This window comes from Flavobacterium sp. 9 (assembly GCF_002754195.1).
Lineage (GTDB): Bacteria > Bacteroidota > Bacteroidia > Flavobacteriales > Flavobacteriaceae > Flavobacterium.
Genome location: NZ_PEEU01000001.1, coordinates 5063089 through 5077920, shown reverse-complemented (window position 1 = coordinate 5077920; position 14832 = coordinate 5063089). Strand labels below are relative to the sequence as shown.

Genomic DNA, 14832 nt, shown 5'->3' with positions numbered 1-14832 from the left:
CAAAGTTAAGAAATATCAATTGTGAAATCTTAAATATCAATTGCCAAATTTTTCACTATTTTTGACCCAAATAAATTTACGATGAAAAAATATGCATGCCTTCTTTTATTTGCGCTACTTTTAAATGGTTGCGATGATGGCAATTTAACAGTTGATTCTATAGATTTTGATACTGTTGCCTCAACAACCTGTGACACAACAAACACTTTACTTTATAAACTTAAAGACAGAGAGTCATTGTTACTACAATTACCTCCAAGCAGTCTTATAAATGACCCAACACCAGCAGGAAAACCAGTAATTTACAACATAGACAATGAAAGTCAATATCGTGTTGTTTACAGAGCATATGATGGCAAAGTTGGGGTACCAAACATTTGCGGAATTATTCCTCCTAAAACACCAAATGTTATAGAAGAATGGGTGGGAACTCAGGGAAAAATAGAAATTACCACTACACAAATTACTTCAGCTCCAAGCGAAGTTGATGGCAGCACAAGAGTTACGGGTTATAATCACAGTATTATCTTTAAAAATATAACCTTTTTAAAACCTACGGGACCACAAGTTGAGGAAGATTATGTTTTTGGTGATTATAAAATTACAATAACACCAACTCCTATAACTTTTGCTAAACCAGAGGAAGCAGGAGAATGTCCGGAGCAAAAACAAGTTTACAATTTTAACGCTGCATTTTACATTATGGTTCAAAACTTTGATCCTACTTTGTTTCTAAATGAAGCAACGCCTGCAGATAAACCAAGAATACGAGATATTACATCAACGGAAAACAATGTCGTTTATCGTACACTTACGGGTGTTGCTTTAAATAAAGATTATTTCTGTAAAGGGGTTGCGACTCCAACAAACCCTGCCATAAAAGAAACATGGAACGGCACTAATGGTACAGTTGAAGTTGCTACGCAAGTAACAAACAATATCGTTATGCATACAATTACACTAAGAAATGTTACACTAGTAAAAGGAAATAGCAGTTTCAAATTAGGTAATAATTTTGTTTTAGGAACTGTAACTAAATCGAAGAATTAGGCTTTAAAAAACACTATTTCAAAACCTGTTTAATTCTTACAAAAAAACGTCTGTTTTTCTAAGCTGATTTACATATAAAATCAGAAAGAAAAACAGACGTTTTTTTATGTTTTAAAATGAAATGCTTTAGATCAAAAAAGCAGTTTTATTTGTTGTTTTGTCTAAAATAAACTTCGGTTGCACCCAAACCATATTTTTGATAATTAGCATCCTGAAAATCTATTCCGTCGTAACGACCTAATAAAAAATCAAGTTCGGCTTTCAAAATTCCTTCGCCAACACCGTGAATAAAAACAATTTTAGGAATGCGATTTCTAATCGCAAACTCAATGTGTCTTTTGGCAGTTTCAGTCTGCAAAGTCAGAATATCATAATTAGACATTCCGCGTTTATTTGGAACCAGTTTTTCGATATGCAAATCAAATTCCGGAGCCGCAATTTCGCGTTTATCTTTCTTTTCTTTTACAAAACTCCTTGCTTTTTGCTCTGTTTTCTCTTTTGTAATCTCTTCTAAATTAATCCTTTTAATAGAATTCATTAAATTACTGGAATCCTGAATTTTAAGCAATTCGTTGACAAAAAATGTCATCATAAATCCATCCTCAGTTTCGATCAAAACTTCATTGTTTTTAACCGAAATCACCGTTCCGTTTATAGCTTCGTCCAAAACCGAAACCTTATCTCCTTTAGTCAACATCGTTCTCCTCTTTTTCTTGATTTTTACTCGGTGTTTTTGCGCTCAACTGCATCATTCCAAACATGAAAACTGCAATTGCAATTACCGTGATATAGATATTTTTTTCGGGTGAAACCTGCTCGTATAATGCAACCGAAATAGCAAGAATCATTATTATAATTTTAATCGCTTTCATATTTTAAAGTATAAGGGTTCAAAAGTATAAAACTTTAAAATAGCAGTTCGCTCCTTTTGAAATGTTATCAAATATTTTTTTTGTAAAATTGTAAAAAATAATCGACTTGCATTTAGAAAAATATATGATCCCTTGCTTATTCAAAACACTCTTTGGTTTCGAGTGTTTAGGATGTGGTTTTCAGCGCGCATTATTCTTACTTTTTCAAGGTGAGTTTTTGGCCGCTTTCAAGATGTATCCGGCTGTCTTTACTACCCTTTTATTTTTTGCTTTTGTAGCTTTATATTTTTTAGACAAATCAAGAAATTACAAAAAATTGGTTTGGAATATGGCACTCGTAAATCTCGTTTTTATGCTTGGAGGATATTACTACAAACACTTTTATCTTTAACTTTTTTCGAATCAAAATTGACTGAAACTATTTCTTTATTTGGTTCAGAATATCATTCATCATTTCGATTTGCACTTTCTGAATTTCGATTAATTCTTGTTGCTGATGCATAATCATGTGATCAATTTTATCATGAATCATTCTAATTTCTAATTCAGATTTCAGGTTAATCATATAATCTTTTTTGGCTCTGTTTCTGTCTTTTTCTTCCTGACGATTTTGACTCATCATAATTACCGGAGCTTGCAAAGCTGCAATACAAGACAAAATTAAATTCAGCAAAATAAACGGATATGGATCAAAACCTTTATTCACCAAAATATAAACATTGGCACCAATCCAAACAATTATAAAAAGCAAAAACGAAATAATAAACGTCCAGCTTCCGCCAAAATCTGCCACCTGATCCGCTATTCTTTGACCAAAACTTCTGGCTTCCTGTTCGTCTTCTACAATACTTACGATTGATTTATCTTCTTTTAAAGAGGCAATAACACTTTTTTCAAGATCCGAAAGTGCTCCGATTTCGGTAGACAAATAACCCGAAACATATTGCTGACGATATTCATTTAATTCTTTAACTCCAATACAATCATCGTCGCAAAAAGAAGGATGATCTTTTATAATTAATCCTAAAATAGGATCGTGTATCGATTTTCCATAAATTTTCTCACTTTCCGGAAATTCAAGATTAGAAATAGCGCTCTTAAAAGTTGAATTATTTTTCATTTTTATAAATTTTACTGGCTAATTTACGCATTTAACTTCTTAAGAATCATATAAAATAATCGCTTTTATTATTCTTTTTTTTATCACAAATTGAATTTACTATGCAAAATTTCTTTAGTTAATTCGTGCCCTTATTTACAAAAAACACCTTACTTTTAACGTTTTAAATTATCCACTCAATTTTACAATTGTGACTAAAGACAGTATCATACAAAATATAAAAGCTCTAAAAAGCCATTCAAACATAAATTACGGGATCAAAACCAAAACAGAAGATTTTACAGAGAAACTTTTCTATACCCTTTTTGATTCGAATGCAGCTTTAGATGAAAGCATCGACGAACTCGAAATTCGTTTTAAAGAGATTGCTGTTCTCGCTTGCAAAAAACCGGAAAACTTATGCGAATCTATTTGGGATCGCTTTCTGGAAAAATTACCAATTGTCTTAGAAAAACTAAATGAAGATGCTGCTTATATTCTGGAAAATGATCCTGCATCAAACAGTATCGACGAAGTTTATTTGGCATATCCCGGTTTTTACGCCATTGCAATTTACAGATTAAGCCATGAACTTTATAATCTGGATTTATTACTATTCTCGAGATTAATGAGCGAATATGCGCATAGAATTACCGGAACTGATATTCATGCAGGCGCCAAAATTGCTTCACCATTTTTTATCGATCACGCAACCGGAATCGTTATTGGCGAAACGAGCGTGATTAAAAAACATGTCAAAATTTATCAAGGTGTAACTTTGGGCGCATTAAGCGTAAGCAAAGAAATGAAAAATGCCAAAAGACATCCAACGGTAGAAGCGAATGTTTGCATTTATGCCAATGCAACGATTTTGGGCGGCGAAACCATTATTGGAAAAAACAGCATTGTTGGAGGAAACGCCTGGATTACCAAATCAATTCCCGAAGATTCTGTCGTTCTGAATACTACTACAACTGAAGTTAAAATAAAAGAAAAGAAATAAAAATGGGTCCACAGAAATTGCTTAACCTAATTGGAAATACTCCATTGATGGAAACTGTCAATTTGGTTAAAAATAAAAACGTAAAACTTTTACTGAAGCTTGAAGGAAATAATCCTGGCGGAAGCGTAAAAGACAGAGCTGCATACAACATGATCGCTTCGGCACTTGAAAGAGGCGATATTAAAAAAGGAGATAAACTAATTGAAGCTACAAGTGGTAACACCGGAATTGCTCTGGCAATGATTGCACAATTGTTTCAAATAGAAATAGAATTGGTTCTTCCGGAAGATTCGACAAAAGAGCGTACCCAAACAATGCGTGCTTATGGCGCTACAGTAATTTTAACGCCTGCTAGCGAAGGAATTATTGGTTCAAGGGATTATGCCGACAAAAAAGTTGCAGAAGGCGGTTATTTGATGCTAAATCAGTTTGCAAATGATGACAACTGGAAAGCACATTATAAAACCACTGGCCCTGAAATCTGGAATGACACTGACGGAACGGTTACCCACTTTGTTTCGGCAATGGGAACTACAGGAACAATCATTGGAACTTCGACTTATTTAAAAGAAAAAAATCCTGCTATTCAAATCATTGGTGCGCAACCAAGTGACGGATCTCAAATTCCTGGAATCCGCAAATGGCCACAAGAATATTTACCTAAAATTTTTGATGCTTCAAAAGTTGATACCGTTATCGATGTAAGCGAAGATGACGCCAGAGAGATGACTAAAAGATTAGCGCTCGAAGAAGGTGTTTTTGCAGGAATGAGCAGCGGTGGTTCAGTAGCAGTAGCTCTTAAAATTGCCGAACAATTAGAATCCGGTGTTATCGTTGCCGTTATCTGCGATCGCGGTGATCGTTATTTATCTTCGGATTTATTTGACTAGAGGAAGGGACAAAGGTTCAGAGATCCAAAGGTTCAAAGGCTGTTACTATAAAAAAGACGTACTGCTGTGCGCCTCTATGAGAAACCTTTGCAACTTTACAACTCTGAACCTAAAAAAGATGCACTGCTGTGCGCCTCCACGAGAAAAACCTTTGCACCTCTGAACCTTTTTTAAACCTTTGAACCTTTAAAAGAAAAAAATGCTCTACAGAAAACTAGGAAAAACAAACTTCAATATATCTGAAATCTCACTTGGAACCTGGCAAGTTGGCGGAAAATGGGGATCTGCGTTTGACAATAAAACCGCAGACGAACTTTTGAATACCGCAATTGACAATGGTGTGAATTTTATCGATACTGCCGATGTTTACGAAAATGGATTAAGCGAAACTGCCGTTGGAAGAGTTGTTCGTTCGCGATCTGAACGTATTTATGTTGCTACAAAATGTGGCCGACACATTAACCCACATGTTAGTGAAGGTTATCAGCCAAAAGTACTTCAGAAATTCGTTGAAGACAGTTTGAAACGAATGAAATTAGAAACCCTGGATTTGATTCAGTTGCACTGTCCTCCTACTGAAGTTTTTTATCGTCCTGAGATTTTCGAACTATTTGACCGATTAAAAGAACAAGGCAAAATCCAGAATCTTGGCGTAAGTGTTGAGAAAGTTGAAGAAGCTTTAAAAGCAATTGAATATTCGAATGTAACAACGGTTCAGATTATTTTCAATTTATTCCGTCAGCGCCCTTCTCAATTATTTTTCTCTGAAGCCAGAAAAAAAGATATTGGAATCATTGCGAGAGTTCCTTTAGCAAGCGGACTTTTAACGGGTAAATTTGATATAAAAACCACTTTTGACGCTCAAGATCACCGAAATTTCAATAGAAATGGTGACGCTTTTGATAAAGGCGAGACTTTTTCTGGTATTGATTATGAATTAGGCTTAAAAGCTGTAGAAAAACTAAAAGCATTATTTCCGGAAACAACAAATCTTGCTCCAATCGCGCTTCAGTGGATTTTGAGTTTTCAAGATATCAGTTGTATTATTCCCGGCGCTTCAAAAGAAAGTCACGTTTTATCGAATTTATCTCTTTATGATTTACCAAAATTAACTCCTGAGAAAATCGCAGCCATGAATGCCATTTACGAAGAATATATAAAACCTTCTGTGCATCACCTATGGTAAGCTCTAAGATACTAAGGTTCTGAGATACTGAATAAGACACAAAGTTTCTATCTGACAAGAAACATATCTTAGCGCCTTAGTAGTTTAAAAAAATCTCAGCACCTTTTGTAATTCATAACGCAACCTTTTGCAATTTACATCATCTGATAAATAAAACTAACCATAAAATTCACTAACCATGAAAAAATTAAGTTTTATATTATTTGCAATTTGTCTCACACTTGGATCTTGCAGCAGCGATGATAAAGAAAACACACAAAAAGAAGATCTGGACATGCTTGATAACATGCGTAACGAAATCATTCAATTTACACAAGTCAATTCACAAGTCTGTAATAATCCTGAGGAATGGGGATTTATAAAAATTGATGCTGCTGGCTGTTCTGGAAATGGAGGATATATTTTGTATTCTAAGAAAGTAAGTGCAGCAACTCTTCAAAATAAAATTGAAGAATACAATGAAACAAAAGGCAAAATCTATACAAAATGGGGAATTTTTGTTGATTATTGTGCCGGAACAACACCGCCTACAGGTGTAAAATGTGTCAATGAAAAACCGGTATTATCATTTGATAACATAGTTTTCAATTAAAAACATCAATAAAATTTATACCTAAACTACAACTCAAATTCAATTTTAAATTCAGCGCCCTTGTTTTTTCCTTCGCTTGTGGCGCTTAATTTACCTTTATTTCTTTCGATTATTTTTTTGCATAAATACAATCCAATTCCTGTAGATAATTCATTTGCAGTTCCTAATCGGCTCATTTTTGTGAATTTCTTAAACAATTCATCAATCTGAGTTTTATCAAAACCAATTCCTTTATCGGCAACTGTTATAATCAAATTTGAATTTTGGATATACATTCTCACTTTTATCTCACTGTCAAAATAAGAGAACTTAATTGCATTGCTTATTAAATTCACTAAAACCTGAACCAATAAACCTTCGTCAATTTTAAGTCTTGCTTCGGTTAATTCTAAGCTTAAACTTAATTTAATATTTTTATCAAGTAAACGCTGCTCAAGCTGTTCGTTTATAAAAGGCAAAATATTAGGGAATACAATATTCTTTGGATCATGATTTACTTTCACGATCTGATCTTGTTCTTTTAGAAGTTTTATAAAGTTTTCGATGTATCGGAATTGTAAATTTGTAGACTCACAAATTAATTCTGCCAGATGTTTAATAGAATCTGATGGTTCTTCGCTCAAAATTAATTGCGCCAAACCTTGAGGATTTCCGGCAAAGTTCTTTAAATCATGAGAAAGCATATAAATCAAATCTTGTTTTTCGTTTATAAAACTTTCAGATTCATAGATTGATTCCTGAATATTACACATCAACAATCCGGCTTCATCTGAATATTCTGTTGGCAAGACAGATAATTGTCTGTTATTTCTATAATCGTCTAAAGATTTTGAAGCTAAAACAATTGGCTTAATTAACTGATTTAAAACTAAAAGCGTCACTAAAGTCGCCAATAAAGTCATTATTAAAGCAAAAATTAAAATGGAAAGTGGAGAAATAGTATGGTTTGAAAAAATCACAAAGAACAAAATGCCAATCAAGGGAATATGTATACCTATAAAAGCAACAAATAGGAATTTAAACACATAACTTTTTCTTAGAAAGCCAATTTGTGAAAGATTATGATACAACTTCATAAAAATAATAACAATACTATAAGTTAACAATGTAGCATTTGGGGTTATTGCTGTAAACAAAGTTAGTTTTTAAACTTGATAAAACTAGTAATTTGAAGAATTTGATAAAATATTTTGAAATTTAAATTTATAAAAGTTTACAAACCCTTATTTTTGCGCTATGGGAAGAAAAAATACAGACAAAGTTGTCTTTCATCAAATTCAAGTTCTTGATGCTGGAGCAAAAGGAGTATCAGTAGCTAAGGCTCCTGACGGTAAAGTAATCTTTATTCCGAATGTTGTTCCGGGTGATGTAGTTGACGTACAAACTTTCAAAAAAAGAAAAGCCTATTATGAAGGCAAAGCCGTAAAATTTCACGAATTTTCAGAACACCGTATTGAACCAATATGCGATCATTTTGGAGTTTGTGGAGGATGTAAATGGCAAAATATGAAATACAGCCAACAGTTGTATTACAAACAAAATGAAGTAAAAAACCATTTGCAGCGTATAGGAAAGGTTGAACTTCCTGAATTTGAAACTATTTTAGGTTCGGAAAAACAATTTTTCTATAGAAACAAAATGGAATTTTCGTTTTCTAACAGCCGTTGGTTAACCGAAAAAGAAATTGAAAGCACAGAAGATTTAGGAAACAGAAATGCATTAGGATTTCACATTCCTAAAATGTGGGATAAAATTCTGGACATCAACAAATGTCATTTACAGGAAGATCCTTCAAACGCAATCAGAAACGAAATCAGAGCTTTTGCAAACGAGCATAATTTGGCTTTCTTTAATCCTAGAGAACATTCAGGATTATTGAGAACTTTGATGATTCGTACAGCTTCAACTGGCGAAATTATGGTTTTGATTCAGTTTTTCGAAAATGACAAAAAGAACCGCGAGTTGGTTTTAGATCATATTTACGAGAAATTTCCCCAAATTACTTCATTACAATATGTTGTAAATGCAAAACAAAACGATACAATCTACGATCAGGATATCAAACTATATAAAGGTAGAGATTATATTCTGGAAGAAATGGAAGGTTTAAAATTCAGCATCAATGCTAAGTCTTTTTACCAAACCAACTCTGATCAAGCGTATGAATTATACAAAATAACACGTGATTTTGCAGGACTTTCAGGCAACGAAACTGTTTATGATTTATATACCGGAACCGGAACTATTGCGCAATTCGTTTCTAAAAAAGCAAAAAAAGTAATTGGTGTAGAAAGTGTTCCTGAAGCAATTCTGGATGCTAAAGCAAATGCCGAACGCAATAATATAACAAATTGTGAGTTTTTTGTAGGGGATATGAAAGTAGTATTTAACGAAAGTTTTATCGCTCAACACGGCAAACCAGACGTTATTATTACAGATCCGCCAAGAGACGGTATGCATAAAGACGTTATTGATCAAATCTTGAAAATTGCTCCTAAAAAAGTAGTTTATGTAAGTTGTAACTCTGCAACACAAGCACGTGATTTAGCTTTAATGGATGAGAAATACAAGGTAACACGAGTGAGACCGGTTGATATGTTTCCGCAAACGCATCATGTTGAAAATGTTGTACTTTTAGAACTTAGATAACAAAAAACTATAAATGAAAAAAATAGTCGCTTTTTTATTACTCTTTACTTTTGGCTTATCAAGCTGTGAGAAAGATGATATTTGTGATCCTGATACACCCACTACTCCACGATTGGTAATATCATTTTATGATAATTCTGATGCAAATTTAGCTAGAAAAGTAGTTAATTTAAAAGTAGTTGGAAAAGATAAGGAAGGAAAAGATTTGCCTACCGGAATTGTGTTTAATCCAACTAGCACGACTGACACGAAGTATTATGCAAATGGTACTTCAATTTCGATTCCGTTACAGACAAATGAAAATACTACTACTTATAGTTTTATTTATAATGCTGCAAGTACAGATCCTACTTTGACAAATACAGATGTAATAAGATTTGACTATACGCACAAAGATGTATATGTATCAAGAGCATGTGGTTTTAAAACAACTTTTACATTAAATCCTTTTGTTACGGCACCTCCATCACAACCTTTTCTACTAAATCCCGGAACAGACGGAGCCTGGATGAGAGTAATTAATGTAGAACAATATAACATTGAATCTGAAAATGAGACACACATTAAAATATACTTTTAGTTTTTGCCTTTTGCTTTCAATGTTTTTGGTTCAGGCCCAAGAAACGCCTGCTACAGCAACCAAAGAAATTGTTCAGGAAAAGCCAAAACTAAAACCAAAAACAGAACCTGCAAAACCAGTAAAACCGGCAATTCAGGAAACTAAAACCGATAGTATTCCAAAAACAGATCGTTATGGTTTGCGCGTAGGTGTTGATTTATATAAATTGACCCGCGGTTTTTATGACAAAGATTATAAAGGTGTTGAATTTGTGGGAGATTTTCGCTTGACGAAAAAATACTATTTAGCGGCTGAACTTGGTTTTGAAGATAAAACCACTGATGACGACAGATTAAACTCAACAGCAACGGGAACTTATATAAAAGGAGGTTTTGACTACAATACGTATCAAAACTGGCTTGACATGGAAAACCTGATTACAATAGGTTTACGTGGAGGATTTAGTAGTTTTAGTCAACAATTAAATAGTTACAAAATCTACAATCCAAATCCGTATTGGGGACAACAACCCTCAATTGTTTCTGGTGAAAAATTTAATGGTTTAACAGCTGGATGGCTGGAAGTGGCATTAGGAATAAAAGCAAAAGTGTTTAACAATGTATTTGTTGGTTTTGGAGTTCAACTAAAACTTTTAGTTATGAACAATAAACCAAGTGGTTTTGACAATCTTTATATTCCTGGTTTCAACAGAACTTATGACGGAAGTTTTGGAGTAGGATTCAACTATACTGTTTCTTATTTTATTCCTTTATACAAGAAAAAAGTAATTGTACCAGAAACTGTAAAAGAAATTCCTAAAAAGAAATAATTAGGTTTTCTTCTAAAATAAAAAGAGTCCCAAATTTTGAATTTGGGACTCTTTTTTTATATCTATATATTGATTTTCTTAAGACAATTGAAAAGCTATTGCAGCATTTGAATGTATTAAAGTAGTATCAAAAATTGGAACTGAAACGTCTTCAGGTTTTATAACCAAAGGAAGTTCTGTACAACCCAGAATAATTCCTTCTGCTCCATTTTCTATCAATTCATTTGAAATCTTAAGAATACGTTTTTTAGTTTCATCAGTAACAATACCTTTTCCTAATTCTTCGAAGATTGCAGTGTGTACAAAATCTCTATCGTCACTATTTTCCGGAATAATTGCTTCAATGCCTTTATTGATTAGTTTGTTTTTAAAAAAATCAAGTTCCATTGTAAACTTAGTTCCCAATAACGCTACTTTTTTAAGTTTTTGCTTCTCGATTTCAATAGCAGTTTCTGTTGCAATATGAATAACGGGTAAATCAATTGCAGCTTCCAATTTATCAGCAATAAGATGCATTGTATTGGCGCATAAAACAATTGCTTCCGCTCCACCCGATTTTAAGAATTGGCAACCTTTAAAAAGCATTTCAAAAGTACGATCCCAATCATTGGCATCATTATTCTTCTTGATATCGGCATAATTGAATGAATAAATCAAACATTCTGAGAAGTTAAGTCCTCCCATTTTCTCGTTGACACCTTAATTTATAAGTTTGTAATAATCTGCTGTAGAAACCCAGCTAATTCCGCCTATAAGTCCAATTATCTTCATACAAAAATCATTTTTAGTTATCCAATTTCTCTAATTCCTTTTATAAAAATCCATTTCATAAACAATTTCTCGCCATCTTTGGTTCTTACCGCCTGGAATTTAGGCGAAATCAATGTCGCCACTATAAATGCCGTCACCGGAATCCAAAGACCTGTTAATTGAGTATATGATGCAACCACGAATCTTCCTGCAATAAACAAAATTGCGAAACATCCTAATTGGTATAAAAAAGCTCTTACTTGTAGTTTTGACATTTTCTTTTTGAGTTACTAAGGTTCTGAGAATCTAAGTTCCTGAGATTTTATTTAGAAACTTATTTTTACTGAACCTTAAATTGTTTATTATAAACTTCACGTACTAATTTTAAAACTTAGCACCTTAGCATCTTAGAAACTCTGAACCTTTGTACCTATTCTGAGATCTGAAATTTCGTTCTCTTACTACCTTCGTACATTTCGTATTTTACCAAACGTGCTTCAAGGCTTGCGTTAAAAAGTTTGATTTTTCTTGATGGTTTTAGTCCCACAAATTTCAAGGCTTCAAGATTTGCGGTAATAAACCAAGCGTTTGTTCCCGGGTAACTTTTCTTTAAAGTATCGCCAATATTTTTGTAGAATTCTTCCATATGAATATCCAAACGCTCATCATAAGGCGGATTAAAAACCATATGTAACTTTCCTTCTACTTCTTTTTCAGTGTCGAAAAAGTTGTTTTCAGAAATCGTAACATAATCCTCCAAATTGGCATTTCTGATATTGTCTTTGGCTTTATTTACAGCACTTGGCGCTTTATCAAAACCTTTTATAGTATAGTGGAATTCCTTTGTTTTTTTCATCAAACTGTTTACAATCTGATCGAATAAATCATTATCCCAATCTTTCCATTTTTCGAATGCAAATTCTTTTCTGTTGATATTTGCCGGAATATTACAAGCAATCATCGCAGCTTCTGCAAGGAAAGTTCCCGAACCACACATTGGATCCAAAAAGTGACTTTGTCCTTCCCAACCCGATAATAATAAGATTCCTGCAGCCAAAACTTCGTTAATTGGCGCAATATTCGTTGCAGTTCTGTAACCACGTTGGTGCAATGAATTTCCTGAAGTATCTAATGCAACCGAAACCTGATCTTTGTCAATATGAATGTTGATTCGCAAATCCGGAAACGCTTTATCAATACTTGGACGTTGTCCAGTTCTTTCTCTAAATTGATCTACAATCGCATCTTTACATTTTTGAGAAACAAATTCTGAGTGATTAAAATAAGTCGAATGTACCGTCGCATGAATTACAAAAGTCTGGTTTGCGTTTAATAATTTAGACCAGTTAACGCCGGAAATTCCTTTGTATAATGCTTGTTCATTATTAGCTCTGAACGAGTAAATAGGTTTTAAAACTTTAAGAGCGGTACGCAAAGACAAATTGGCTTTGTACATAAAGCCTTTATCACCTTTAAAGCTCACCATTCTCACTCCTTTTTCGACATCCTGAGCGCCAAGATCTCTTAATTCCTTCTCTAATATTTCTTCAAAACCAAAAAAACATTTGGCAATCATTCTAAAATTTTCTTCCATCTTTATTTTTGTATTAAAAAAAACTCCGATCGCAAACACACATCTGATTATTCAGGTATCGTCACGAAATAGTTATTTTTCGGCAAAAATACACTAAATTTGCGGTACTTTGAATTAATTGAAATAGAATAAATGTCTGAAGCACCAAACTCATCAACACCAAATCAGGAGCGTAACACTCAAAACTGGTTCACATCATGGTTTGATACTCCGTATTATCACATTCTTTATAAAGACCGAAATTACAGAGAAGCGCAGATTTTTATGGATAATCTTACGCATTATCTAAACCTTCCCGAAAAAGCAAAAGTACTTGACTTAGCTTGCGGAAAAGGGCGTCATTCGATTTACTTAAACCAATTAGGTTTTAACGTTTTAGGCGCTGATTTGTCTGAAAACAGTATCGCCGAAGCCAGTAAAAACAGTAACGAAACCCTGCATTTTAAAGTGCACGATATGCGCGAGCCATTCGAAGAAAAATTTGATGCTATTTTTAATTTGTTTACCAGTTTCGGATATTTCGAAAGTGACGATGACAACTTAACAACCTTAAAAGCAATCAAAGAAAGCTTGTCTGAATATGGTTTTGCCGTAATTGATTTCATGAATGTAAATCAGGTAATCGAAACTTTAGTGCCTGAAGAAGTAAAAACCGTAGAAGGAATCGATTTTAAAATTAAAAGATATGTTGAAGATGGGCATATTTTTAAAGAAATAGACTTTGAAGATCAAGGCCAAACTTATCATTTTACCGAAAAAGTAAAAGCCCTGACATTAAAAGACTTTGAAGAATTAATGGCCGAAGCCGGTATTTTTCTGCTCGATATTTTTGGAGACTACAAACTAAAAAAGTTTCACAAATTAGAAAGCGAACGATTAATCATGATTTTTAAGTAACTGGTAAATCGTTAAATTGTTTAACCGTTTAACCGATTAAACAAATCAACGATTAAACAATTAAAAAACGATTAAACAATAAAAAATGAGTTATTTATTACCCTTAATTTCTGTACTTTTAGGATATATTGTGGCTTTGTTTTTAAAACCTAAAAACAAAACCAATCTAAAATTATTATTAGCATTTAGCGGTTCATTTTTACTATCGTTAACCGTAATGCATTTATTGCCGGAAGTTTACGAATCACACAATCACAATATTGGCTTATTTATTATGGTCGGAATTTTGTTCCAGATCATATTAGAATTTTTCTCAAAAGGAGCCGAACATGGACACGTTCACGGACATGCGCAAATGTCTCAAATTCCATGGTTGCTTTTTATCAGCTTGTGTATTCACGCCTTTTTAGAAGGTTTTCCCGTTAGTCATCACCACGATTTAGCAGTAGGAATTGCGATTCATCACTTGCCAATCGCCGTGATTCTAACCACTTTTTTCATAAATGCAAATCTGGATAAAAAAGCCATTTTTATTTTCATGCTTACATTTGCAATCATGACGCCTTTAGGTACAATTGCTTCCGAATATTTACCTTTTCTAAACGAATATTATACCCAAATAACGGCGATCGTAATTGGAATTTTATTCCATATTTCATCAACAATTATTTTCGAAAGCAGCGAAGGACATAAATTCAATATTGCCAAAGTTTCAATGATAGTTCTTGGAATTTTATTGGCATTCTTATTATAAGTTGGGCGTGACTTTCTGTAAGTTTAAACGAATTAATCCATTCTTCGTAATCATCCCCACAAACTTGTCATTTCGAGGAACGAGAAATCTTCGCAAGTAGCTCGACAA

18 protein-coding genes are annotated in these 14832 nt (G+C 33.3%); 11 read left to right on the top strand and 7 right to left on the bottom strand.

Features of this window, described 5'->3' with window-relative positions:
* Positions 1–81 precede the first annotated feature (81 nt).
* A complete protein-coding gene (locus CLU81_RS21160) occupies positions 82–1050 on the top strand; it encodes a hypothetical protein (RefSeq protein WP_099711621.1) in 969 nt (322 codons plus the stop codon).
* Between the two features lie 145 nt (positions 1051–1195).
* Here the strand turns inward: CLU81_RS21160 and CLU81_RS21155 are convergent, their stop codons facing one another.
* Positions 1196–1747 (bottom strand): Smr/MutS family protein, encoded by a 552-nt coding sequence (locus tag CLU81_RS21155; RefSeq protein WP_099711620.1) that lies wholly within the window; start codon positions 1745–1747, stop codon positions 1196–1198.
* Complete coding sequence (locus CLU81_RS21150; protein ID WP_099711619.1) at positions 1737–1922, bottom strand: hypothetical protein; 186 nt, start codon at positions 1920–1922, stop codon at positions 1737–1739. Before CLU81_RS21150 ends, CLU81_RS21155 begins: the two co-directional genes overlap by 11 nt.
* A 124-nt stretch (positions 1923–2046) precedes the next feature.
* On the opposite strand from CLU81_RS21150, the gene CLU81_RS21145 reads away from it, so the two are divergent.
* Positions 2047–2313, top strand: coding sequence for a DUF2752 domain-containing protein (locus CLU81_RS21145; RefSeq protein WP_369804819.1), 267 nt, complete (start codon positions 2047–2049; stop codon positions 2311–2313).
* Between the two features lie 27 nt (positions 2314–2340).
* On the opposite strand, the gene CLU81_RS21140 is transcribed toward CLU81_RS21145, so the two are convergent.
* Complete coding sequence (locus CLU81_RS21140; RefSeq protein ID WP_099711617.1) at positions 2341–3042, bottom strand: DUF1003 domain-containing protein; 702 nt, start codon at positions 3040–3042, stop codon at positions 2341–2343.
* A gap of 190 nt (positions 3043–3232) precedes the next feature.
* On the opposite strand from CLU81_RS21140, the gene epsC reads away from it, so the two are divergent.
* The 4 genes from epsC to CLU81_RS21120 all read left to right on the top strand — a co-directional run bounded on the left by epsC (position 3233) and on the right by CLU81_RS21120 (position 6692).
* Entirely contained in the window at positions 3233–4024 is a 792-nt protein-coding gene (epsC, locus tag CLU81_RS21135; RefSeq protein ID WP_099711616.1) for a serine O-acetyltransferase EpsC, read from the top strand.
* Positions 4025–4026: 2 nt separating this feature from the next.
* Entirely contained in the window at positions 4027–4914 is an 888-nt protein-coding gene (cysM, locus tag CLU81_RS21130; protein ID WP_099711615.1) for a cysteine synthase CysM, read from the top strand.
* 199 nt (positions 4915–5113) lie between these two features.
* Positions 5114–6100 (top strand): aldo/keto reductase, encoded by a 987-nt coding sequence (locus tag CLU81_RS21125; RefSeq protein WP_099711614.1) that lies wholly within the window; start codon positions 5114–5116, stop codon positions 6098–6100.
* Positions 6101–6278: 178 nt separating this feature from the next.
* Positions 6279–6692 carry a hypothetical protein gene (locus CLU81_RS21120; protein WP_099711613.1) on the top strand — a complete coding sequence of 138 codons (414 nt, stop codon included), beginning with the start codon at positions 6279–6281 and terminating at the stop codon, positions 6690–6692.
* A 26-nt stretch (positions 6693–6718) separates the two neighbouring features.
* Here the strand turns inward: CLU81_RS21120 and CLU81_RS21115 are convergent, their stop codons facing one another.
* Complete coding sequence (locus CLU81_RS21115; RefSeq protein ID WP_233209745.1) at positions 6719–7828, bottom strand: sensor histidine kinase KdpD; 1110 nt, start codon at positions 7826–7828, stop codon at positions 6719–6721.
* A 100-nt stretch (positions 7829–7928) separates the two neighbouring features.
* Here CLU81_RS21115 and rlmD point away from each other — a divergent pair, with 100 nt between their 5' ends.
* The 3 genes from rlmD to CLU81_RS21100 are packed head-to-tail and all read left to right on the top strand — an operon-like array spanning position 7929 to position 10729.
* Positions 7929–9341: a 23S rRNA (uracil(1939)-C(5))-methyltransferase RlmD gene (rlmD, locus tag CLU81_RS21110; RefSeq protein WP_099711612.1), complete on the top strand. Its 1413-nt coding sequence runs from the start codon at positions 7929–7931 to the stop codon at positions 9339–9341.
* Between the two features lie 13 nt (positions 9342–9354).
* Complete coding sequence (locus CLU81_RS21105) at positions 9355–9921, top strand: DUF6452 family protein (RefSeq protein ID WP_099711611.1); 567 nt, start codon at positions 9355–9357, stop codon at positions 9919–9921.
* On the top strand, positions 9893–10729 hold the full coding sequence (locus CLU81_RS21100) for a DUF6048 family protein (RefSeq protein WP_099711610.1): 837 nt from the start codon (positions 9893–9895) through the stop codon (positions 10727–10729). The genes CLU81_RS21105 and CLU81_RS21100 overlap by 29 nt, the downstream gene beginning before the upstream one ends.
* A 78-nt stretch (positions 10730–10807) precedes the next feature.
* On the opposite strand, the gene CLU81_RS21095 is transcribed toward CLU81_RS21100, so the two are convergent.
* From CLU81_RS21095 to CLU81_RS21085, 3 genes are all read right to left on the bottom strand, one after another.
* Positions 10808–11413, bottom strand: coding sequence for an aspartate/glutamate racemase family protein (locus CLU81_RS21095; RefSeq protein WP_233209744.1), 606 nt, complete (start codon positions 11411–11413; stop codon positions 10808–10810).
* 104 nt (positions 11414–11517) lie between these two features.
* Complete coding sequence (locus CLU81_RS21090) at positions 11518–11754, bottom strand: hypothetical protein (protein WP_099711609.1); 237 nt, start codon at positions 11752–11754, stop codon at positions 11518–11520.
* A 155-nt stretch (positions 11755–11909) separates the two neighbouring features.
* Positions 11910–13073: a class I SAM-dependent RNA methyltransferase gene (locus tag CLU81_RS21085; protein WP_099711608.1), complete on the bottom strand. Its 1164-nt coding sequence runs from the start codon at positions 13071–13073 to the stop codon at positions 11910–11912.
* A gap of 132 nt (positions 13074–13205) precedes the next feature.
* Here CLU81_RS21085 and CLU81_RS21080 point away from each other — a divergent pair, with 132 nt between their 5' ends.
* Together CLU81_RS21080 and CLU81_RS27170 are read left to right on the top strand one after the other, a co-directional pair.
* The gene (locus CLU81_RS21080; RefSeq protein WP_099711607.1) at positions 13206–13970 is read left to right on the top strand and encodes a bifunctional 2-polyprenyl-6-hydroxyphenol methylase/3-demethylubiquinol 3-O-methyltransferase UbiG; all 765 of its coding nucleotides are present in this window, start codon (positions 13206–13208) and stop codon (positions 13968–13970) included.
* A gap of 85 nt (positions 13971–14055) precedes the next feature.
* On the top strand, positions 14056–14724 hold the full coding sequence (locus CLU81_RS27170) for a ZIP family metal transporter (protein ID WP_099711606.1): 669 nt from the start codon (positions 14056–14058) through the stop codon (positions 14722–14724).
* Positions 14725–14832: the final 108 nt, after the last annotated feature.

Bases quoted from the DNA above. Each gene is read 5' to 3' on its own strand.
- CLU81_RS21160 (WP_099711621.1), top strand. From the start codon at position 82: ATGAAAAAATATGCATGCCTTCTTTTATTTGCGCTACTTTTAAATGGT.
- CLU81_RS21155 (WP_099711620.1), bottom strand. From the start codon at position 1,747: ATGTTGACTAAAGGAGATAAGGTTTCGGTTTTGGACGAAGCTATAAAC.
- CLU81_RS21150 (WP_099711619.1), bottom strand. From the start codon at position 1,922: ATGAAAGCGATTAAAATTATAATAATGATTCTTGCTATTTCGGTTGCA.
- CLU81_RS21145 (WP_369804819.1), top strand. From the start codon at position 2,047: ATGATCCCTTGCTTATTCAAAACACTCTTTGGTTTCGAGTGTTTAGGA.
- CLU81_RS21140 (WP_099711617.1), bottom strand. From the start codon at position 3,042: ATGAAAAATAATTCAACTTTTAAGAGCGCTATTTCTAATCTTGAATTT.
- cysM (WP_099711615.1), top strand. From the start codon at position 4,027: ATGGGTCCACAGAAATTGCTTAACCTAATTGGAAATACTCCATTGATG.
- CLU81_RS21125 (WP_099711614.1), top strand. From the start codon at position 5,114: ATGCTCTACAGAAAACTAGGAAAAACAAACTTCAATATATCTGAAATC.
- CLU81_RS21120 (WP_099711613.1), top strand. From the start codon at position 6,279: ATGAAAAAATTAAGTTTTATATTATTTGCAATTTGTCTCACACTTGGA.
- rlmD (WP_099711612.1), top strand. From the start codon at position 7,929: ATGGGAAGAAAAAATACAGACAAAGTTGTCTTTCATCAAATTCAAGTT.
- CLU81_RS21105 (WP_099711611.1), top strand. From the start codon at position 9,355: ATGAAAAAAATAGTCGCTTTTTTATTACTCTTTACTTTTGGCTTATCA.
- CLU81_RS21100 (WP_099711610.1), top strand. From the start codon at position 9,893: ATGAGACACACATTAAAATATACTTTTAGTTTTTGCCTTTTGCTTTCA.
- CLU81_RS21095 (WP_233209744.1), bottom strand. From the start codon at position 11,413: ATGGGAGGACTTAACTTCTCAGAATGTTTGATTTATTCATTCAATTAT.
- CLU81_RS21090 (WP_099711609.1), bottom strand. From the start codon at position 11,754: ATGTCAAAACTACAAGTAAGAGCTTTTTTATACCAATTAGGATGTTTC.
- CLU81_RS21085 (WP_099711608.1), bottom strand. From the start codon at position 13,073: ATGGAAGAAAATTTTAGAATGATTGCCAAATGTTTTTTTGGTTTTGAA.
- CLU81_RS21080 (WP_099711607.1), top strand. From the start codon at position 13,206: ATGTCTGAAGCACCAAACTCATCAACACCAAATCAGGAGCGTAACACT.
- CLU81_RS27170 (WP_099711606.1), top strand. From the start codon at position 14,056: ATGAGTTATTTATTACCCTTAATTTCTGTACTTTTAGGATATATTGTG.